The sequence below is a fragment of the Gordonia sp. 'Campus' genome, assembly GCF_022206305.1.
Lineage (GTDB): Bacteria > Actinomycetota > Actinomycetes > Mycobacteriales > Mycobacteriaceae > Gordonia.
This window is the reverse complement of record NZ_JAKOIW010000008.1, coordinates 163,745-184,167: the sequence shown is the minus strand read 5'-3', so window position 1 is coordinate 184,167 and position 20,423 is coordinate 163,745. Positions and strand designations below refer to the sequence as shown.

The window sequence follows — 20,423 nt, the reverse complement described above, 5'->3', positions numbered from 1 at the left end:
GGAGTGGGACGTATGACCAGGGTGGGGCGCAAGGGTATTCAGCGATCGGACAAGGTCGCGCGACGCACGGATCGCAAGCAACGACGCACCGGGCGCGCGGTCGCCGGTGCCGCTGCGCTGGCGACTGTTGCCGCGATCGGCGCGGGCCAGGCGGTGGAGCCCGCGACGGCCGACGCCGCGTCGACGTCGTCCATCCTCGAAGATCTGCGCGACTGGTCCGCCGGATACGACAGCAAGAACCCGCTCGGCAGCCTCGTCTCCGAGATCGGCAACGGAGAGCTGACCACCGCCATCGCCGAACAGTGGCGTATCCAGTCCTGCGTGTCGACAGGCACCCGCGGGGGCTCCGATTGCACACAATCCAGTACCGAACTCGGCGGGCTGGGGATCGCCCTGGTGCTGCCCGATCGCATCGAGGTCGTCCCCGTCGCCGTCTACGATCCGGTGAAGGGTGTCTTCGACACCCTCTCCGGCTCGGCACTGGGCGATATCGTGCGCTGGCTCGGGATCAAGTTGCCGGAGAAGATGACCGATCCGCCGGCGACCAGCGGCTCCTCGACCGTGGCGGGCACCGGTTATCAACTCGCGGTGGCCTTCCGGGGTGGCGACGCGAGCGCCGTCTCCTACCTCCCGCTGAGCATCGCCACCGCGGGTGCCAGCGACGGCAAGACGGCGACATCGTTCGCGTTGATCGGCATGGCCCACGCGTGGAACACCGGACCGCTGGACGTGACGGCGCTCGGCGTACCCGTGCCGGGTGCGCAGATCCCGGGGGTCACCGGTGTCGGTTGCTACGGCGGACTCACCAGCGCCTACGCGGAAGGTGTCGGCGCATGTGCGAATGTTCTCGGCACCTTCGACTTTCGGTTCCGGCAACCCAACGGCGAGGTCCAGTTCGCCCTCACCGATCCGACGGCGCTGATCTCTGATCCCGGAGGCGTCCTCGGTGGCGTCGGGTCCGAGGTCCTCCAGGGGCTCCTCGCCGGCATCCTCAGCGGCTCCGGTGTCGACTTCGACGGCGACTGGATGTCGCTGTCCAAGGACTTCGCCCGCCTGAGCATCGGCGGTGATCACGACCTGTTCAGCGGCAACTTCCTCCGGCTGACGAGTGACTACGGGTTCACCGGTCCGATCACGGTCGACTGGCTGGGTTCGACGGTCACCTTCCGCCCGCTCGTCGAGGTCAACGGTGAGCTCCGCCCGAACCGGCTGGGCCGGCCCGTCATCGAGCTCGGACAACTCGACACGGGCGAGCTCATCCCCGTCCTGCGGATCCCGTCGTACGAGTTGCCGTTCGGGCTGCCCGCGACCCGTCCGATCGACACTGGCGCCCGGAACCAACTGTCCGACAGGGCTGGTGCGCCGGGCGAGCAGCTGTCCGCCATCGACGCGTTCGTCGCCACCGAGGACGTCGGCGGCGACTCTGCGGAGAGCTATGTCGGCAAGCATCGCGCCGCCGAGGACAGCTACGTCGGCAAGCATCGCCTCCCGGCGGAGACCCCCGACTCCGACGATGCGACGGGCGGGGTCGTCGACTCCGGCGGCGGCGCAGACACCGACGACAGCGCAGACGGCGACGGCAGCGCAGACACCGACGACAGCGCAGACACCGGGAGCACGGACAGTGACGCCGGCACCGACGACGTGTCGACCGCCGATGCCGATTCCCCCGCCGATTCCGACGGCTCCGATACCGATTCCGCCGGTGCGGATTCGAGCGACTCCCCAGCCGCGGCGGCCTGACTGCGGCGGCCTCACTGCGGGCGCCGCCCCCAGACCGGCGCCCCGGCACTGGCCACGAGCCGTGCCGGGGCGTCGTCCAGTCCCCGCTGCAGCCGGACGTTCGCGACCCACCTCGCGGTCGCCGCGCCGCGACTACCCTGGACGCACGATCTCGGGTGTCATCCATCCGCCGGGGCAGTCGAACCCAGATCTTCATGACAACACGGGAGGCCGGTATGGCAATCGATCGGGACAAGAGCAGAGCCGTGTCGGAGGTAGTCCGGCAACACCCCGTGATGAGTCTGGTCGCGGTGTCGCCGGGTATCGCTGTCTTCGCGGTGCTCGTGTTGCTCGATCAGACGTTCCTCGCAATCCTGTTCGCGATTCTCGCCGTGGGTGCAGGCGTGTACCTGCTGACGCGCCGGCGTTGAGATGGCGTGCCGGTCGAACGCCGGCCGGTCGCGCTCCGGTGTCGCTCGGGCCGACGCGGCTACAGTGGGGCCCAACGAACGGCGGCCGGCGACGGGTGCCGGCACGCGACGCGGTGGAGGGAGCGGGTGTCATGGTCGCTGAACCGGATGGGGACCGCACGTCCGCCATGACCCCCGAATCGAGCGACGATCGGCCGGGTGACTGAATGTCCACGCGCGTCGACGCCTACATCTGGGCGATCCGTCTCACCAAGACACGATCCGCGGCGGGTGCTGCATGCCGCGGTGGGCATGTCCGCGTGAACGGTGTGACCGCCAAACCGGCGCAGCCCATCGTGCCCGGAGACGAGATCCGGGTGCGTCTGTCCGGGCGGGAACGCATCGTCGAGGTCACCAAGACCATCAGCAAGCGGGTGTCGGCGCCGATGGCTGCCGAGTGTTTCGTCGACCGATCCCCGCCGCCCCCTCCCAAGGAGATCCTGGCGAGTCAGCCCCGGCGCGATCGGGGCGCGGGCCGGCCCACCAAACGTGAACGGCGACAACTCGATCGCCTCCGCGACGGCAGCTTGCTCGTCGTGGTGCTCGCCGCCGTGGCGCTTTTCGTGGGCGCATGCTCCCCGGACGAGCCGTCCACCGATCCCAACCGGCCCAACACCCCGGAAGCGCCCGCCCAGGCGGGTTCGGGGCCGTTCTTCGGCAAGTGTGGCGGTGTGTCGTCGGAGGACGTCGTCCGGATCACCGGTTTCGGCGGGCTGACCGAGACGGTCAACAACACCTCGGTCTGCGAGTGGGACACCACCGGGTCGCGGACGGGCGCGGTCGCCTCCTTCAACTGGTACCGAGGGTCGCCGATCGGTCGCGAAGAGGCCAATGTGAAGCTGTCGCGGGACGTCACCGAGAACATCGAGATCGACGGCCACCGGGGCTTCATCGGTTACACGCAGACGGGACAGATCTGCGAGATCGGCATCGGGTTCGGCGCCGACTTCTTCGAATGGTCGATCCGGGGTGACGCCGCGACACCGCGGCCCATCCAGGAGATCTGCGACGCAGCCCGCGAACTGGCCACCCTGTCGATCGAGCGCGCATCATGAGGCGCTCCCTGGTGGTCCTCGCGGCCGTACTGCTGGGCCTCACCGCGCTCGCCGGCTGCGCCCGCACCGTTGATGGTGAGCCGTTGCCCCTGGGAGGTGCCGACCGGTCCGGAACCAGCGACATCGACACCGACCAGTTCGACAAGCTGCTGCTCGAATGCGATGTGCTGCCCGACGCCATGATCGCCGACGTCGTGGCCGGAGGCGGGTTCGCCGAACGGTCCTTCACCGGGGCCATCTGTCGATGGCTGGTCTCGGGGACCGCCGACACGGTCAGCGTGACGTTCAACTGGTTCGAGTGGGGCAACGTCAACGTGGAGAAGGAGACGGCCAAGAAACTCGGTTTCCAGACCGAGAACATCAAGGTCGCCAGTCAGTCGGCGTTCACCCAGCGCAGTCCCGACCGCCCGGGGGTGTGCGGAGTCACGGCGCGCGCCCCGAGCCGTGGGACGTTCACCTGGTTCGTCGAGCCGCGCAGCGCGCCACAGGGAGATCCGTGCGCCGCGCCCATCAAGCTGATGGAACTGTTGCTGCAGGGCGGCCAGTAGCGCCGTTCACGCGGGGAGGAGGCCGACGACGACGCTCGCCGCGACGACGAGCTCGTCCCCGGTGCCCGGCATCAGCAGCCATACGGTCAGCCGGTCGTCCTCCCGGACACGCCGCACGATCAGCCGGGTGCCCGGCACGATGGGCCGTAGGTACTCGATCACCACGCGGTGAGGGCCGTCGACCAGGTCGGGGTGCTCGACGAGCTCGTCCTCGATCGCCTCGAGGTACGCGGCGTTGTTGAGGTGCTTGAACGGATCGAAATCGGTGATGCGCAGGACGTGCTCGCGGTCGGGCATCCTGATCTCGTCGGGCGCGGGCGCCTTCTCCGGGTTCATCGACCGCCAGCGCAACCGGTGCTCGTCGGTCATCGCCGAGAGCATCGCGAACGCCTCGTCGGACAATCGCGACGGGACGCCCTTCTCGTTGACGTTGATCCAGAACGCCTCGGTCTCGATGAGCCCGGGTGGCCGCGGCTCCGGGTTGAACCGGTTGACCTCGTGTTCGGCCGTGAGCCGGACGCGCATGTTGGTCCAGCGGGTCGACAACGCCCCGCACCAGCGCTGCGCGGTCACCGCCGCGGGCCATGTGAAGGGTTCGATGACGTCGATGATGGTGCGCCGAACGATCCAGAACGGGTCCGTCGCGTGGAACTCGGTGGCCTCGATGTTGTCGTTGGCGACGTCCTGGAGGTAGCGGGCGACCGCGTCGAGCCGGACGCGCATGTCCTGGTCCACGTCACCGGTGCGGACGCGATAGCCGACCTCGTAGAACGCGGATCCCGGTTTGCGATCCGACAGTGATCCAGCTGACACTTCTGGCGTAACCTGGCTCACTCGGGTCCCTTCGATAGGCCGCAGGTATCTTTGCAGTTAAGATACAGTCAACCGGAAAAATAGAACACGTTCTACGTGTTGGATTACGAGGAAACAGCAGATGGCGCATGTGATTACCCGCCCATGTTGCAACGATGCCAGTTGCGTGAGCGTGTGTCCGGTGAACTGCATCCACCCGACGCCCGACGAGCCGGAGTTCCTGACTGCGGAAGCCCTCTACATCGATCCCGAGACGTGCATCGACTGCGGAGCCTGTATCGACGAGTGCCCGGTGGAGGCGATCGTCCCCGACGATCAGCTGACCGAGCGGGATGAACCCTATCTGCAGATCAATGCGGACTACTACAAGGACCACGACGTCGAGGGTGGGCTCGTCCCGCCGCGCAAGGCACCGCCGCTGCCCGACAAGGATCTGCACGTCGCGATCATCGGGGCTGGCCCGGCCGCGTTCTATGCCGCCGAGGAACTCGTCCGCAAGCCCAGCATCAAGGTCGACATGTTCGACCGGCTGCCCACCCCGTACGGACTCGTCCGCGCGGGCGTCGCACCCGACCACAGCGCCACCAAGGGCGTCGAGAAGACGTTCGCGTCGGTCGCGGCCAAGAAGAACTTCACCTACCACCTCAACGTCGAGGTGGGCAAGCACATCAGCCACGACGAGCTGGTCGCGCGGTATCACGCGGTGATCTATGCGGTGGGCGCAGCCACCGACAAGCGTCTCGGCATCGAGGGCGAGGACCTGCGCAACTCCGTGGCCGCCACGCAGTTCGTCGCCTGGTACAACGGCCACCCCGACTTCGCCGACCTCGACGTCGACCTGTCCGGTGAGCGGGCGGTCGTGGTCGGGAACGGCAACGTCGCCCTCGACGTGGCGCGCATCCTGGTGACCGATCCCGACGAGCTGGCCAAGACCGACATCGCCGATCACGCGCTGGCCATGCTGCGCGAGTCGAACATCTCCGAGGTCGTCCTGCTGGGTCGTCGCGGAATCGCCCAGGCGGCCTACACCAACAGTGAGTTCCTGGCACTCGGCGACGTCGACGGCGTCGACGTCATCGTCGACCCCGACGAACTCGTGCTGGACCCCGGAACAGAGGCGGCGCTGTCCGACGACACGCTCGATTCCACGATCGCCACGAAGATCCGTCTGGCCCGGGAGTTCGCGGAGCGTCCCACGACGCCGGGCAACAAGCGCATCGTGTTCCGGTTCCTCACGTCACCTCTCGAAATTGCCGGTGACGGGGAAGTGGCTACCCTTACCTGCGTGCGCAATGCCTACGCCGACGCGACCGGGAAAGTCGCGGTGACACCCACCGAAGACCGTTTCGACCTCGACACCGGTCTGGTCCTGCGGGCCATCGGCTACCGGGGTGTGCCCGTCACCGATCTGCCGTTCGACGAGGGCCACGGTGTGGTCCCCAACTCCGAGGGGCGGGTCAAGGACGCCGCCGACGGCGACGTGATGCCGGGTCTGTACGTCACCGGGTGGATCAAACGCGGAGCCACCGGGGGCATCGGTATGAACCGCATCTGTGGGCAGGAGACCGCGCAGGCGGTCATCGCCGACTTCGTCGCCGCCGCGTTCGACGACCCGTCGACCTCGCGCGACGACGTCGCCGCACTCGTCGCCGACCGCGGAGCCAACCGCATCGACCTCGCCGGATGGAAGGCCATCGACGCGGCGGAGAAGGCCGCGGGCAAGGCTGCCGGCCGGGTGCGTTCCAAGTTCGTCAGTGTCTCCGAGTTCGAGGCGGCCGCCACCGCCGGAGCGCAGTGATGCGGATCGCACTGCTGTCCTACCGCAGCAAGCCACACTGCGGAGGGCAAGGCGTCTACGTCCGTCATCTGTCTCGCGAACTCGCCCTCCTCGGTCACAGCGTCGAGATATTCTCGGGGCAGCCGTATCCCGAACTCGACCAGGTGGCGATCGATGCCGGCGTCACCGTCACCAAGGTGCCCAGCCTGGGTCTCTATGACGAGCCGGATCCGTTTCGCACGCCTCGTCCGGGCGAATACCGCGACTGGATCGACGTTCTCGAGGTGGGTTCGATGTGGACGGCGAGCTTCGGCGAGCCGCTGACGTTCAGCCTCCGGGTGGCGCGTCTGCTCAAGGAACGGCGCGAGGACTTCGACATCGTCCACGACAATCAGTGTCTCGGTTACGGATTGCTCGACATCCAGCGGGCGGGCTTCCCGTTGATCGCGACGATCCACCACCCCATCACCCGCGACCGCACACTCGCGGTGAAAGCGGCCAAGGGGTGGCGCAAGATCAGCGCGTGGCGGTGGCATTCGTTCCTCCGCATGCAGGGCCGGGTCTCGCGTCGGATTCCCGAGCTGCTCACCGTTTCCCGCAGCAGCGAGGTCGACATCCGCAAGGCGTTCGACATCCCGTCGGGCCGGATCACCACCATCCCGCTGGGTGTGGACACCGAGATCTTCACGCCGGCCGCCACGCGTGTGCCGGGTCGGATCGTCTGTGTCGCCAGTGCCGATGCCCCGCTGAAGGGTGTCTCGTACCTGCTGGAGGCGGTCGCGAAGCTGTCCGCCGAGCGGGACGTCGAACTGGTACTGGTGTCCAAGTTGGACCCGAACGGTCCGTCCGCCAAGATGATCGAGGATCTCGCGATCTCCGACCGCGTCTCGGTGGTCTCGGGTCTCGAAGACGCCGAGATCGCCGGGCTGCTCGCGTCGGCCGAGGTGGCGTGTGTGCCGTCGTTGTACGAGGGCTTCTCGCTCCCGGCAGTCGAGGCGATGAGCTGTGGGACACCGCTGGTCGCGACGCGCGCCGGCGCGATCCCGGAGGTCGTCGGAACGTCCGAGGAGGCCGCACTGTTGGTGCCGCCGCGGGATTCCGGGCGCCTCGCGCAGGCGATCGGCCGTCTCCTCGACGACGCGGACCTGCGGGCACGTCTCGGCGACGGAGGCCGTCGTCGAGCCGAGGAGAACTACAGCTGGGCAGCGGTGGCCGCGAAGACGGCGGCTCACTATGAAACCGTGCTCGCCGGACACCGGCGTGCAACAGAAGGGACATCGAGTGCTCACAGTTGATTTCGACCGGCTGGGCGTTGGACCGGGCACCAAGGCGATCGACATCGGGGCGGGGCAGGGTAGGCACTCGTTCGAGATGTTCCGGCGCGGCGCCGAGGTCATCGCCTTCGACATGTCCGAGAGCGACATGTCCGACGTCGGCGAGATGTTCGACGCGATGATGGCCGAGGGGCACGTCCCGGCGTCGGCGAAGGCCCGTGCCGAGGTCGGCGACGCACTGCGACTCCCGTACGCGGACAACAGCTTCGACGTCGTGTTGATGAGCGAGATCCTCGAGCACATCCCCACCGACGAAGGCGCGATCAGCGAGATGGCCCGCGTCCTGAAGCCGGGTGGCGTGGCTGCGGTGACCGTGCCCCGATACTGGCCCGAGAAGGTGTGCTGGGCGCTGTCGGACGAGTACCACGAGGTCGAGGGCGGGCATGTCCGCATCTACAAGGCCTCCGAGCTGGCCGGGAAGCTGAAGAGCGCCGGCCTCGAGGTCACCGGCACCGACCACGCGCACGCGCTGCACGCTCCGTACTGGTGGCTGAAATGCGCTGTGGGAGTCGAGAACAAGGACAACGTCCTGGTGAAGGGTTATCACCAGCTGCTCGTCTGGGACATGATGAGCAAGCCGTGGCTGACCCGCGTCGGTGAGCAGGTTCTCAACCCGTTCATCGGCAAGTCGGTGGCCCTGTACCTGCGTAAGCCCGAGACCGTCGCGACTTCATGACCGAACTTTCCACGGCGGGAGCATCATGACCGATGTTCCCGCCGTCCCCGGTGTGGTCACTGCCGAGCAGATGCGCGCCACCGGCGCCGCCATCGTCGGCATGCAGGAGGAATCCGGGGCTCTGCCCTGGTTCCCCGGCGGGCAGACCGATCCGTGGGATCACATCGAATCGGCAATGGCGCTGTCGGTCACCGGCTTTCACGCCGAGGCCGAGGCCGCCTACGACTGGTCGCGACGTAAGCAGCGCGACGACGGGTCGTGGCCGATCCGTACCGTCTGCGGCAAGATCGAGGATGCCGGGACCGACAGCAACTTCTGCGCCTACATCGCGGTCGGGGTCTGGCACCACTACCTGATCACCGGTGACGACGCGTTCTTGCAGAAGATGTGGCCGGTCGTCTGGTCGGCGATCGACTGCGTGCTGCGCTTCCAGCGCGAGGACGGGGCGTTTCGCTGGGGCGGTGACCACCGCACCGGGGCCATGTTCGGTGAGGCCCTGATCACCGGGAACGCCAGCATCTTCCAGGCCCTCGACTGCGCGATCCGCATCGCGGGCGAGATGGACCAACCCGACGAGGCCTGGATCGCCGCGCACAGCCTCCTCGGGGACGCCATCCGGTCCGACGTCGGGCGCGAGGAGTGGCAGGTCTTCACCCCGCCGTCGGAGCATTCGATGGACTGGTACTACCCGATCCTCGGTGGTGCCGTGCGGGGGCGCGAAGGTCAGGAACTCATCGCCCGCCGCTGGGAACAGTTCGTCGTCCCCGGCAAGGGAGTCCGATGCGTGGACCATCGGCCCTGGGTGACCGGTGCCGAGACCTGTGAGCTGGCCCTCGCATTGGACTCGCTCGGCGACACCGCCGACGCCATCGAGCTCATCGCGTCGATCCAGCATCTGCGCGATCCGGACGGATCGTATTGGACCGGCCTGGTGTTCGCCGACGGCAAGCGCTGGCCGGTCGAGAAGAGCTGCTGGACATCGGCCGCCGTCGTCCTCGCGGCCGACGCGGTCAGTCGGACGAGCGTGGCGAACGGGATCTTCCGGGATGTGCGTCAGCGTCTGGTCGCACCGGCGCCCTGATCGGTGAACCGGCCGGCGGTCATTCCCCGATCGTCGAGCTCGGGTCGGTCTGCTCGGCGAGGGCGCGCCGGGCTTCGTCGTGCAGCACCGCTCGCAGATCCTCCTCCAGCGCAACGAATTCCGGTGACGTGAGGACCGTGAGTTCCCGCGGCCGCGGAAGCTCTACGAGCGCCTGACGGACGACGCTCGCCGGCCGGGCGGACAGCACGATGACCCGGTCGGAGAGGTAGATGGCCTCGCGGATGTCGTGGGTGATCATCAGCACCGTCCACCGATAGCGTTGCCAGACCGACTGCAGCCACGACTGCATCTCCGTCCGGGTCAACGAGTCCAGGGCGCCGAACGGTTCGTCGAGCAGCAGCAGATCGCGATTCTGCACGACCGTGCGGAGCAGGGCGGCCCGCTGTCGCATCCCCCCGGACAGCTGCGACGGGCGCGCATCCTCGAACCCGGACAACCCGAAGGTGGGGAAGAGCTCCGCCGCCCGGCGTCGGGCCTCGGCTGCCGGCACACCCTGTACCTGCAGGCCGAGGATCGTGTTGTCGAGGATCGTGCGCCAGGGGAAGAGCAGATCCTTCTGTGGCATGTACGCGCAGTGTCCGGCGATCGCGGCGTCGGCGCCGACGGTGACGCTGCCGGAGTCGGGCACATCGAGCCCGGCGAGCATGGTGAAGATGGTGCTCTTGCCGCAACCGCTCGGTCCGATGACCGAGACGAACTCGCCGGGCTCGGCGGTGAACGAGACCTCGTCGAGGACGTGGCGCGGCGGATGCTCGCGGCCGGATCGGGGAAAGGACTTCGTCAGCCGGTCCACGACGAGTCGGCGAGCGTCGTCGGTCATGACGGTTCGGCTTTCTCCGCGCGAGCCCACGGAACGACGACCCGTTCGATCGCGAACGTCAGCAGGTACAGCGCGACGCTGATGACGGCCGTGACCAGGACGGCCGCGAGCACGAGGTCGGTGCGGAACGAGTTCTTCTGGAGGCTCATGTAGATGCCGAGTCCTTGACTGGCGCCGACGTATTCCGCGAACACGGCACCCACCACCGCGTAGGTGATGCCGATCCGCAGCGCCGTGAAGAACCGGGGGAGTGCGGAGGGTAGGCGCACGTAGCGGAAGATCTGCCGGCGGGTGGCGCCCATGCTCCGCAGGAGTGCGCCGGCCTCGCGATCGGCGGCCGCGAACCCCTCGATCAACCCGATCGCCATCGGGAAGAAGGTGACAAGGGCGATGACGAGGACCTTCGGGAGCACGCCGAAGCCGAACCAGATGATCATGAGCGGGGCGATCGCGATGATCGGCAACGTCTGCGACGCGACGAACAGGGGCACGAAGGCTCGCCGCAGGGTGGGGGAGAAGTCGACGATGATCGCCAATACCCACGCCAGGACCAGCGACACCGCGAAGCCGATCAGGGTGACCTGAAGGGTCGACCCGGCGTGCACCCCGATCTCGTCACGGTGCGCCCACCCCTGTGCCGCGACCCGGGACGGCGACGGCAGCAGTTGCGGCCGGATCCCGCTGAGGTCGACGTAGACCTGCCAGGCCGCGACGAGTACGACCACCGCCACGATCGCAGGCGCGGCCCGCCGGAGACCGGTGCTAGCGGGACGGGTCGAGGTAGTCATTGGTGAAGTAGGTCGACCAGTCCGGCTCGGTCGTGAGCGCGGACCCGTTTGGACCCGTGAGAAGCCCACTGCGGTACAGGAACCCGGAGTTTCCGGCCCACTGCTCGAGCGTCTGCCCGCCCACCCGGCCGTTCGCGTCCTTCATGTACTGGGCGGCGAGCATCCGTTGGCTCTCGACAACCAGCTTCTCGTCGTTGAACGCGCCCGGATTGGCGGCGATGAGGTCGCGGGCGGCTGCATCCGGGTCGTCGGCCGCAGCCTGGTAGCCGCGTTGCAGCGCCCGTACGAACTGGCCCGCACGCTCCGGGTTCTCGTTCAGCCAGTCCTCGTTGGCGTCGACGACGATCGCGTAGGCCTCCGGGAAACCGAAGTCCGTGTAGTGGAAATACCTCATCGGCGTTCCGTGGTGCTCGGCCTCGATGCCCTCCCAGGCGAGATACGAGACGGTGAAGTCCGCCTTCCCGGAATAGACGGCCTCGTATGCGGAGGTGCCGAGGGTGACCGAGGTGAATTCACCTGTGCCGCCGTCGTTCCGGATCACCCGCTTGAGTGTCTCCACCTCACCGGGGTCACCGAACCCGGCATAGGTCTTGCCGTCGAGGTCCTTCGGGCTCGTGATGTCGTCGCGGTCGGCGCGGACACCGATACCTGTCGCCCACCGCTGCAGTGGTGCCAGCACGGAGATCGTGTGCGCGCCCGATGCCCGAGAGAAGGTGGACGAACTGTGGGTGCTGATCCCGAATTCGGCGTTCCCCGCGTCCACGACGGTGTCGACGGAGGTGTTGTTGTAGGGCAGGATCTCGACGTCCAGGCCGGACTCGGCGAAGTACCCGCGCTGTTGCGCCACGAACAGGCCCGTGTGATTGGTGTTCGGGGTCCAGTCGAGCGCGAACCGGATGGTGTTGTCGGAGGCGGTGTCCGAGCCGCACGCGGTGGCCGTCGACAACACCGCGACGGTGGCAACGAGGCAGGCCAGGACGCGGCGCGCGCGGCCGGTCATGCGGCGGGCCATGCGTAGGGGTTCAGCGCGGTGTCCCAGAACATGAGCTCGTACCGGGTGGCGATGGTGAACGCCGCGGACATCGCAGCCCGTTCCGGCGCGCCGGCCGACGCCGCCGCCGCATCCACCAGTTCCCTTGCCCGGGCGGCGGACTCCTGGAACTCCGGGGCGTCGTAGGTGGTCACCCACTGGGCATACGGGTGCTTCGGGTCGGCGGCGAGGACCTCGGCGGCGCTCGCCGCCAGTCCCCGGCCGACGTCGGCGTAGATCCAGAAGCAGGGCAGCGCCGCGGCGGCGCCGACCGCGTACGACTCGGTCGCTGCGGTGGCGATCAGGTAGGACACATAGGCCAGGCACGCGGTCGACGGCTCGGGCTCACCCTGCCGCGGCGGCAACTGGCCGCCCCCGAGCAGGTCGCCGTGCAGGGCGACCTCGACGGTGGCCGCGGTCGACGACGAGTTCGCCCAGAATGCCGCGGTCTGCGGGTCGGGCGACTTCGACGCCAGGATCGCGAGTGCTTTCGAGTACCCGGCCAGGTACAGCGAGTCCTGCTCCAGGTAGGTGCGGAACACCTCGAGGGGCAGCGTGCCGTCTCCGAGGCGGTGCAGGAATTCGAGATCGTCGATCGACGCTCGCAGAGCTGTCGTCTGTTCCCACAGGTGGTCGGTGAAGCGGCCGGGATCCGGCGCGTGCGCATGCAAAGACATGACATCCCTTCGTCAGCATTACCTGGACAGGTTCTCGGGTCTCATCTCAGCCCCGCAGTTGCGGAGCACCCCGTGTCAGAACGCACCCAGGCTAGCAGAGGGATTCGGGCCTCTACACGACTGCCGGAGCGATACCCAACTTTCCCGCGAGTTTCGCGAGGTAACCGGTCGCGCGCTCCACCGAGTCGTCGGGCAGGCCGTACAGCACTGTCGTGACGCCGATCTCGCGCCACTTCTCGAGTTTCTCGGGAACCGGTCGGAAGTCGAGGACGACGATCTCGGGATCGCCGGTGCGACCTGCGTCGGCCCAGATCTGCTTGAGCAGCGACACCGAACCCTCGATGTCCTCCTCGCCCGGGGTGGTGATCCAGCCGTCCGCGCTGCGCGCGATCCACTTGAAGTTCTTCTCGTTGCCCGCCGCACCCACCTGGACCGGGATGTGCGCCTGGGTCGACTTGGGCCACGCCCAGCTGGGACCGAATTGCACGAATTCGCCGTCGTATTCGGCTTCTTCCTCCGACCACAGCGTCGACATCGCCTCGAGGTACTCGCGCAGCATGGTGCGCCGGCGCTTCGGCGGCACGTTGTGGTCCGCGAGTTCGTCGAGATTCCAACCGAATCCGACGCCGAGGGTCACCCGTCCGTTCGAGAGGTGATCGAGGGTCGCGATGGTCTTGGCCAGCGTGATCGGATCCGATTGCACCGGAAGGGCGACCGCCGTGGCCAGACGGATGCGTTCGGTGACCGCGGCGGCGGCGGCCAGCGATGTCCACGGGTCGAGCGTGCGCATGTACCGCTCGTCGGGCAGGGTCTCGTCACCGGTGCGCGGGTGCGCCGCGTCGCGCCTGGTGGGGATGTGCCCGTGTTCGGGAACGTAGTAGGAAGCGAATCCCGCGTCCTCGATGAGTGGGGCGAGGACGTGCGGCTTCAATCCGCGATCACTGGTGAACTGCACGATCCCGAAATCCATGGTGCCCTCCGACGGCGTCGTTCGGCCGCCCGGGACGGCCGGACGGTTGACTGGACACCAGTCTAGGTGATCGGCGTCACTCAGACCAGAGGAGGACCGGGGCTCGGACGCGGTCAGTGGCGTGGATCGGTGCGGAACCCGGGGAGGATGAAGACCTCGAGGTGTCGTCGGACCTGGGATGCGTCGTCGATGTCGACGGTCTCACCCGGCGACGTACCCAAGCTGATCAGAACGCGGGCAACCCATTCGGACACCTCGCGCAGGTCATGTCCAGGATGGATCTCGCCCCGGTGCGCGGCGTGCTCGACGAACGGGAACCAGAACGCGGCGAGGTCGGGGACGAGCTTGACGACGCCCACGCCGGCGCATTCGGCGAACTCGGTCGGTTCGTCGGTGCGCAGCCGCATGAGCAGGGTTCCGGGGTCGTCGTACGCGCCGCGGCCGATCCGCACACCGGCAGTGAGCCGGCCCGCGAAGTCGTCGATCCCGTCGAGTTCGGCGCGTGCGTCCCGCCAGAAGGACTCGGTGAGGCGCACGATGGTGGCACCGATCATGGACGGTTTGTCGGGATAGTGCCGATAGAGCCACGCGCGCGAGACCCCGGCCGTCTCGGCCACCTGCTGCATCGTCGTCGCGCGAATCCCCTTGTCGGCGAGCAGCTTCTCCGTCGCATCGAGTAGACGGTCCTGGACCGTGGTGGTCGGGGCTTCGGTCACGGACACTCCTGCGGTCACGGTCTGCGCGCACTGCTGCGTACTCGTCGGCGGTTCCGGCGAACGGACGACGGCGTCGTAGACAGTTCGCGGATTCTGTGTACACGATACGTCGCATCGTGTAGACACAAACCAGAATGTGTCTACACGCATGACCGAGACCCATACGACCGAACCAACGACGTGTCCGACGAGGGGGCAGTGTGCCTTTACCAACCACCGCGATCATCGGGGCCGGCATCAGCGGTCTGACCGCAGGCAAGATGCTCACCGATTACGGCGTTCCGTACACATGCTTCGAGAGTTCCGACCGGGTCGGCGGGAACTGGGCGTTCGGCAATCCGAACGGCCACAGCAGCGCATACCGCTCGTTGCACATCGACACCTCCAAGCACCAATTGTCGTTCCGGGACTTCCCGATGCCCGACGAGTACCCGGACTTCCCGCACCACACCCAGGTGAAGGCCTATCTCGACTCGTACGCGGAGGCCTTCGACCTCTACTCGTCTATCGAGTTCACCAACGGCATCGAACACGCGACCCGACTCGACGGCGGCGGCTGGGAACTGCAGACCCAGCTGGGCGAGCGACGCCGGTTCGATCTGCTCGTCGTCGCCAACGGGCACCACTGGGACCCCCGGTGGCCGGACTTCCCGGGCGAGTTCGACGGCATCGAGATGCACGCCCACCACTACATCGACCCGCGCACCCCGCACGACTTCATGGGCAAGCGCATCCTGGTCGTCGGACTCGGCAACAGCGCGGCCGACATCGCCGTCGAGCTGTCGTCGAAGGCACTGGACAACAAGCTGACCCTGTCCACGCGGTCGGGTGCATGGATCGTCCCGAAGTACTTCGGCGGCAAACCGGCCGACAAGTACTACCGGTCGACGCCGTACCTGCCCACGTCGTGGCAGCGGAAGTTCGTCCAGGTCATGCAGCCCGTGACGGCAGGACGTCCCGAGGACTACGGACTACCGACGCCCAATCACAAGTTCTTCGAAGCACATCCGACCCAGTCGGTCGAGCTGCCGCTCCGGCTCGGCTCCGGCGACGTCATCCCCAAGCCCAACATCAACCGATTCGACGGGTCGACGGTTCACTTCGACGACGGCACCTCCGATGATTTCGACATCATCATCTACGCAACGGGATACAACATCACCTTCCCGTTCTTCGATCCCGAGTTCATCAGCGCCCCCGACGATCGGATCGACCTGTACAAGCGGATGTTCTACCCGGGGATCGACGACCTCGTCTTCGCCGGTTTCGCGCAAGCGGTCCCGACGCTGTTCCCGTTCGTCGAATGTCAGGCCCGCCTGATCGGCGCGTACGCCACAGGTCACTACCGGCTCCCGTCGGTGCCGGAGATGAAGCAGACGATCGAGGCCGACATGCACTACTACACCGGCCACATGCTCGATCGCCCGCGGCACACCCAGCAGCTCGATCACTATCTGTACGAACACAACATGCGGACCAAGGAGATCCCGGCGGGCATCCGCCGGGCCCAGCAGCAGGGGCCGACCGAATGGGCCGGCGTCGCTTCCGAACTGGTCTCGAAGGGAGCCTCGGCATGAGCACACCGGACGGTGCGACCACCGTGCGCTTCTCCTCGTCGGACGCCGAGTGCGACGCCTGGTTCTTCCCGGGCGCGGCATCGTCGCCTTTCGAGGTCGACGGCACACGGCCCGTCGTCGTGATGGCCCACGGCTTCGCCGGGACCAAGGACTCCGGTCTGGCCCCCTACGCAGAACGCTTCGCCGAGGCGGGCCTGGCGGTGCTGGCGTTCGACTATCGCGGCTTCGGGTTGTCGGGAGGAGAACCACGGCAACAGATCTCGCTGGAACGTCAGGCCGATGACTACCGTGCCGCGATCGTGGCCGCGAAGACACAACCGGGCGTCGATCCCGGTCGGATCATCCTGTGGGGTGTCTCGCAGTCCGGTGGCCATGCACTGACCGTGGCCGCGGACCGCGATGACGTTGCCGCGGTGATCTCCGTCATCCCCTTCGTGAACGGGCCGGCCGCCGGCCGGGTCGCCTACGCGCAGAACGGCGGGGCGGCGATCGCGAAGTCGACCGCGACCGCGGTGGCCAGTGCGGTGTCGCGACGCCTCGGTCGTTCCCCGAAGATGATGCGTGTCGTGGGGCAACCCGGCGACACCGGCGCCGCGCTGACGGCGCCCGGCTACCAGGAGAGTTACCAGGCCATTGCCGGCCCGTCCTGGCGCAACGAGGTCGACGCCTCGGTCGGCCTGGAGATCGGGGGCTTCCGCGCGGACAAGTACGCACACCGGGTCTCCGCTCCGGTGCTGTTCCAGATCGCTGACTTCGACTCCGTCGCACCGCCATACGCCGCGTCGAAGACGGCCTTCAAGGCACGCGCCGAGGTGCGGCATTACCCGTGCGACCACTTCGACGTGTTCGCCGGGAACGACTGGTTCGAGCCCTGCGTCAAGCACGAGATCGGTTTCCTGACACGGCATCTGGTCACCAAGGGCCACACCGTCGAGGCCGGGGCCCGATGAGTCGGGCGATCGTCGTCGGCGGCGCCTCGGGGATCGGCCTCGCCACCGTCGACGCGCTGGCCGACGCCGGTTCGGAGGTGGTCGTCGCCGACGTCGACGTCGCGCGGGCGCAGGCGGTCGCCGCCGAACGAGGCGATGCGGTGCGCGCGGTTCGGTTGGACGTGACCGACGAGGACTCTGTCGCAGCCGTTTTCGACGATGTAGGCGAGTTCGACACCGTGGTGAACTGTGCCGGGCTCTCCGACCCCGGGCCGCTCACCGACCTCGAGTTGAGTGCGTGGCGGCACACCGTCGACATCTGTCTCACCGGAACGTTCCTGGTCATCAAACACGCCGGCCGACGGATCGTCGACGGTGGGTCGATCACCTGCATCGCGTCGCTCAACGGTCGGCAACCCGGTGCGGGGATGGGCGCGTACTGCGCCTCGAAAGCCGGTGTGCTGATGCTCGTCGAGGTCGCCGCCCTCGAACTCGCCGAGCGTGGGGTCCGGGTCAACGCGGTGTCACCGGGACTGGTGATGACCCCGCTGACCGAGGGGATCGGTTTCGTCCCCGGTCTGACCGAGGACTACCTCGACAACACCCCGCTGGGCCGCAGCGGTGAGACGTCCGAGATCGCCGACACCATCGCATTTCTCGCCTCCGACAAGGCTGGATGGATCACCGGCGCCGCCTTCGACGTCAACGGCGGTGCGCACCTGAAACGCTATCCCGACGTGCTGGGCAAGGTGCGGGCGCTGGCCGCGGAAGCCTAGCGCCCGCTCTCGCCTCGCGTCAGACCTTCGGTGTCAGCGGCGCACCGACGTCACCCGAATCGCGACGCAGGACGCGCAGCGATCCCTCGACCCTGACCTCGGTGAACTGCCCGGTTTCCAGTGCCTGGCAGTAGATCTCGTACGGCGGCCGTCCGCCGTCGGCCGGGTCGGGGAAGACGTCGTGGATGAGCAGGGCGCCGCCGATACGAACCCATGGCGCCCAACCGTCGAGGTCGTTCTGTGCGGCCTCCATGCTGTGGCCGCCGTCGATGAACACGAAGTCGGCCGGCGTGCCCCAGACCCTCGACGCGACCGTCGACGGTGCCAGCACCCCCACCACGGTCTGGTCGAGCCCGGCGTCGAACATGGTGCGGCGGAAGCGTGCCGAGGTGTCCAGCGTGCCGGTGTGCGCGTCGACGAGCGATTCGTCGTGGTACTCCCACCCGGGCTGGTGCTCCTCGGACCCGCGATGGTGATCGACGGTCACGATGACGGCCCCGTGCGCCTCGCCCGCGGAACCCAGGAACACCGTCGACTTGCCGCAGTATGTACCGATCTCGACGCCGACCTTCGTCGAATCCGGTTGCGACAGATACTCTCCGGCGATCTCGAACAGCGTCTGCGCCTCGTCGAGCGGCATGAAGCCGGGGGTCTCCTCGGCGACTCGGAGGCGTTCGGGGGACGGTGCGCTCGGCAGCTGGGCCGTGGGGTGTGACATGGCACCAGATCCTATCGGGTCTGTGAGCGTCGCCGCGTAGGGTGAGCCCTATGAAAGCTCAGGTACTCAATGCAGAGACAGGCCCCTCCGGACTCGAACTGAAAGACGTCCCGGATCCGGTGCCGGCCGACGGTCAGGTCCTCGTCGATGTGAAGTCGTGCGGGGTCTGCTTCCCCGATGTCCTGATGAGCCAGGGCAAGTATCAGCTCCGCGTGCCCACCCCGTTCACTCCCGGAACCGAGGTGGCCGGGGTGGTGCGCTCGGCGCCCGAGGGGTCGACGGTGAAGGTCGGGGACAAGGTCCTCGTCGCGTCGATCGTGGGGGGCTTCGCCGAGCAGGTCGCGGCCGCACCCGAACAGCTGCTCCCGCTGCCGGAAGGGCTGAGCTTCGAGCAGGGCTCGGCGATGGGCATCAACTACCAGACGGCCCTGTTCGCGTTGAAGACCCGCGCCCACCTGCAGAAGGGTGAGGTCGTGGGAGTGCTCGGTGCTGCCGGTGGCGTCGGCACCGCCTCGATCATGGTCGCCAAGGCGCTCGGCGCGAAGGTCGTCGCGATCGTCCACCGCAAGGGTGCCGAAGAACTGCTGCGCAGCGCGGGGGCCGATGAGATCGTGCAGCTCGAAGAGGGCTGGGGGACCGCACTCAAGGAGCTCTTCCCCAAGGGTGTCGACGTGATGATCGATCCGTCCGGCGGCGAGGTGTTCGACGAGGCGCTGCGCCAGGTGGCGCCCGACGGCCGGTACGTGGTGGTCGGCTTCGCGGCCGGCGGTATCCCGACCGTCAAGCTCAACCGCGTCCTGTTCCGCAACATCGCGGTCGTGGGTGCCGCGTGGGGCGAGTACGCGCGCACGCACCCGGAGATGAACCTCCCCGCGACCCTGCACGAGGAGCTGTCCCAGATGATCGCCGACGGCATGTCCCCACAGGTGAATGTGACGTACACGCTCGATCAGCTGCCCGAGGCGTTGACCGATCTGGCCGAAGGGCGGATCCTGGGCAAAGCGGTCGTCAAGATCGGTGACTGAGGTCCCCACCTCGGTTCGGCCCCGGCGGCGACCCTCACCAGCATCCGACCGAAGGGATCTGCCATGTGCCGCAACATCACCGAACTCCGTGGTCTGGAACCGCCGGCGACGGGAGATGAGATCGAGGCCGCGGCACGGCAGTACGTGCGCAAGGTGAGCGGGGTCCGCCATCCGTCGGCGGCGAACGTCGAGGCGTTCGAGGCCGCGGTCACCGCGGTCACCGCGGCGACGCGGACTCTCCTCGACGTCCTGCCGGAGCGTCGTCAACCGCCGAAGACCGTGCCCCCGCTGCGTCGGCCCGAGGTGCAGGCGCGCATCGCGGCGCGGGGTTGAGGGCTCGCCCGTTCCCAACGACGTTCAGCAGTAGGTATCGCCAGGCGATACCTACTGCTGAATGCGTTTCGGGGGACTGCTACGACCCGGCTGCCGCGTCGCTTCCGGTGACAATCGTCTCCGCGAAATCCCAGAGCAGATTGTCGAACGCTTCGATGGCATAGAAAATCGCTGAGAGCATGAGGATTCCCGCTTTCTTTCTGTTCCGACAATGGAATCGCCGCTCCGGCGTCGGTGCACGTCAGCGGCGTCGGGAAGCGAGAAACGCGTCGTCGGTCCGGTGTCTCTCGGGCCATTCGGAACGCGGTGAAGAATGAATGTTACAGTTCTCGATTCCCTGTATCATTGATAGCACGCGGATAAATACGCCGACAACAAAACACGGAACATCTTTCCGGTGACATCGTGGACGCTTTCGCGGTGATTCCGACACGCCGTGGATCTCTCGACCATCCGGCCGGCGGTGACCCGTTCGCGCCGTCGCATCGACGACGCACCAGGTCGCAGCGAAGAACGCCTGGTCATCGGGGTTAGGCCCACCGGCGAGCGAAAAAATTGGGACGTCCC

The 20,423-nt window shown here is 67.5% G+C and carries 21 protein-coding genes and 1 riboswitch; of the genes, 13 read left to right on the top strand and 8 right to left on the bottom strand.

Going from position 1 to position 20,423, the window contains the following annotated elements; all coding sequences use genetic code 11:
- Positions 1-12: 12 nt before the first annotated feature.
- From MAY35_RS11425 to MAY35_RS11410, 4 genes are all read left to right on the top strand, one after another.
- The gene (locus MAY35_RS11425; protein ID WP_245403957.1) at positions 13-1,743 is read left to right on the top strand and encodes an MSCRAMM family adhesin SdrC; all 1,731 of its coding nucleotides are present in this window, start codon (positions 13-15) and stop codon (positions 1,741-1,743) included.
- Between the two features lie 215 nt (positions 1,744-1,958).
- Complete coding sequence (locus MAY35_RS11420) at positions 1,959-2,153, top strand: hypothetical protein (RefSeq protein WP_238421411.1); 195 nt, start codon at positions 1,959-1,961, stop codon at positions 2,151-2,153.
- Positions 2,154-2,359: 206 nt separating this feature from the next.
- Entirely contained in the window at positions 2,360-3,247 is an 888-nt protein-coding gene (locus MAY35_RS11415) for a DUF3558 family protein (protein WP_238421410.1), read from the top strand.
- Positions 3,244-3,795 (top strand): DUF3558 domain-containing protein, encoded by a 552-nt coding sequence (locus MAY35_RS11410; protein WP_238421409.1) that lies wholly within the window; start codon positions 3,244-3,246, stop codon positions 3,793-3,795. The genes MAY35_RS11415 and MAY35_RS11410 overlap by 4 nt, the downstream gene beginning before the upstream one ends.
- A 6-nt stretch (positions 3,796-3,801) precedes the next feature.
- Here the strand turns inward: MAY35_RS11410 and MAY35_RS11405 are convergent, their stop codons facing one another.
- Positions 3,802-4,629 (bottom strand): acyl-[acyl-carrier-protein] thioesterase, encoded by an 828-nt coding sequence (locus MAY35_RS11405; RefSeq protein WP_238421408.1) that lies wholly within the window; start codon positions 4,627-4,629, stop codon positions 3,802-3,804.
- Positions 4,630-4,729: 100 nt separating this feature from the next.
- Here MAY35_RS11405 and MAY35_RS11400 point away from each other — a divergent pair, with 100 nt between their 5' ends.
- From MAY35_RS11400 to MAY35_RS11385, 4 genes are read left to right on the top strand one after another with little or no spacing between them, the layout of a single operon-like run.
- Entirely contained in the window at positions 4,730-6,406 is a 1,677-nt protein-coding gene (locus MAY35_RS11400) for an FAD-dependent oxidoreductase (protein WP_238421407.1), read from the top strand.
- Positions 6,406-7,680, top strand: a complete 1,275-nt coding sequence (locus MAY35_RS11395) for a glycosyltransferase family 4 protein (protein ID WP_238421406.1) — start codon at positions 6,406-6,408, stop codon at positions 7,678-7,680. Before MAY35_RS11400 ends, MAY35_RS11395 begins: the two co-directional genes overlap by 1 nt.
- Complete coding sequence (locus MAY35_RS11390) at positions 7,667-8,395, top strand: class I SAM-dependent methyltransferase (protein WP_238421405.1); 729 nt, start codon at positions 7,667-7,669, stop codon at positions 8,393-8,395. Before MAY35_RS11395 ends, MAY35_RS11390 begins: the two co-directional genes overlap by 14 nt.
- A 25-nt stretch (positions 8,396-8,420) precedes the next feature.
- Entirely contained in the window at positions 8,421-9,476 is a 1,056-nt protein-coding gene (locus MAY35_RS11385) for a prenyltransferase (protein ID WP_238421404.1), read from the top strand.
- A gap of 19 nt (positions 9,477-9,495) precedes the next feature.
- On the opposite strand, the gene MAY35_RS11380 is transcribed toward MAY35_RS11385, so the two are convergent.
- The 6 genes from MAY35_RS11380 to MAY35_RS11355 all read right to left on the bottom strand — a co-directional run bounded on the left by MAY35_RS11380 (position 9,496) and on the right by MAY35_RS11355 (position 14,504).
- The gene (locus tag MAY35_RS11380) at positions 9,496-10,317 is read right to left on the bottom strand and encodes an ABC transporter ATP-binding protein (protein ID WP_238421403.1); all 822 of its coding nucleotides are present in this window, start codon (positions 10,315-10,317) and stop codon (positions 9,496-9,498) included.
- The gene (locus MAY35_RS11375) at positions 10,314-11,105 is read right to left on the bottom strand and encodes an ABC transporter permease (protein ID WP_238421402.1); all 792 of its coding nucleotides are present in this window, start codon (positions 11,103-11,105) and stop codon (positions 10,314-10,316) included. Before MAY35_RS11375 ends, MAY35_RS11380 begins: the two co-directional genes overlap by 4 nt.
- A complete protein-coding gene (locus tag MAY35_RS11370) occupies positions 11,080-12,117 on the bottom strand; it encodes an ABC transporter substrate-binding protein (RefSeq protein ID WP_374237943.1) in 1,038 nt (345 codons plus the stop codon). Before MAY35_RS11370 ends, MAY35_RS11375 begins: the two co-directional genes overlap by 26 nt.
- Entirely contained in the window at positions 12,102-12,812 is a 711-nt protein-coding gene (locus MAY35_RS11365; RefSeq protein ID WP_064571003.1) for a TenA family protein, read from the bottom strand. The genes MAY35_RS11370 and MAY35_RS11365 overlap by 16 nt, the downstream gene beginning before the upstream one ends.
- Positions 12,800-12,895, bottom strand: a riboswitch (TPP riboswitch). Its footprint overlaps the gene before it by 13 nt.
- A gap of 29 nt (positions 12,896-12,924) precedes the next feature.
- Positions 12,925-13,782 (bottom strand): LLM class F420-dependent oxidoreductase, encoded by an 858-nt coding sequence (locus tag MAY35_RS11360; protein WP_064571002.1) that lies wholly within the window; start codon positions 13,780-13,782, stop codon positions 12,925-12,927.
- Between the two features lie 113 nt (positions 13,783-13,895).
- Positions 13,896-14,504: a TetR/AcrR family transcriptional regulator gene (locus tag MAY35_RS11355; protein WP_033206310.1), complete on the bottom strand. Its 609-nt coding sequence runs from the start codon at positions 14,502-14,504 to the stop codon at positions 13,896-13,898.
- 194 nt (positions 14,505-14,698) lie between these two features.
- On the opposite strand from MAY35_RS11355, the gene MAY35_RS11350 reads away from it, so the two are divergent.
- From MAY35_RS11350 to MAY35_RS11340, 3 genes are read left to right on the top strand one after another with little or no spacing between them, the layout of a single operon-like run.
- Complete coding sequence (locus tag MAY35_RS11350) at positions 14,699-16,075, top strand: NAD(P)/FAD-dependent oxidoreductase (RefSeq protein WP_238421401.1); 1,377 nt, start codon at positions 14,699-14,701, stop codon at positions 16,073-16,075.
- Positions 16,072-17,025 carry an alpha/beta hydrolase gene (locus tag MAY35_RS11345; protein WP_238421400.1) on the top strand — a complete coding sequence of 318 codons (954 nt, stop codon included), beginning with the start codon at positions 16,072-16,074 and terminating at the stop codon, positions 17,023-17,025. The genes MAY35_RS11350 and MAY35_RS11345 overlap by 4 nt, the downstream gene beginning before the upstream one ends.
- A complete protein-coding gene (locus MAY35_RS11340) occupies positions 17,022-17,780 on the top strand; it encodes an SDR family NAD(P)-dependent oxidoreductase (RefSeq protein ID WP_238421399.1) in 759 nt (252 codons plus the stop codon). The genes MAY35_RS11345 and MAY35_RS11340 overlap by 4 nt, the downstream gene beginning before the upstream one ends.
- A 19-nt stretch (positions 17,781-17,799) precedes the next feature.
- Here the strand turns inward: MAY35_RS11340 and MAY35_RS11335 are convergent, their stop codons facing one another.
- Positions 17,800-18,498 carry a class I SAM-dependent methyltransferase gene (locus MAY35_RS11335; protein WP_238421398.1) on the bottom strand — a complete coding sequence of 233 codons (699 nt, stop codon included), beginning with the start codon at positions 18,496-18,498 and terminating at the stop codon, positions 17,800-17,802.
- A gap of 50 nt (positions 18,499-18,548) precedes the next feature.
- Here MAY35_RS11335 and MAY35_RS11330 point away from each other — a divergent pair, with 50 nt between their 5' ends.
- Both MAY35_RS11330 and MAY35_RS11325 read left to right on the top strand, forming a co-directional pair.
- Positions 18,549-19,523, top strand: coding sequence for an NADPH:quinone oxidoreductase family protein (locus MAY35_RS11330; protein WP_238421397.1), 975 nt, complete (start codon positions 18,549-18,551; stop codon positions 19,521-19,523).
- A 63-nt stretch (positions 19,524-19,586) separates the two neighbouring features.
- A complete protein-coding gene (locus MAY35_RS11325) occupies positions 19,587-19,856 on the top strand; it encodes a DUF2277 domain-containing protein (protein WP_064570998.1) in 270 nt (89 codons plus the stop codon).
- Positions 19,857-20,423 lie beyond the last annotated feature (567 nt).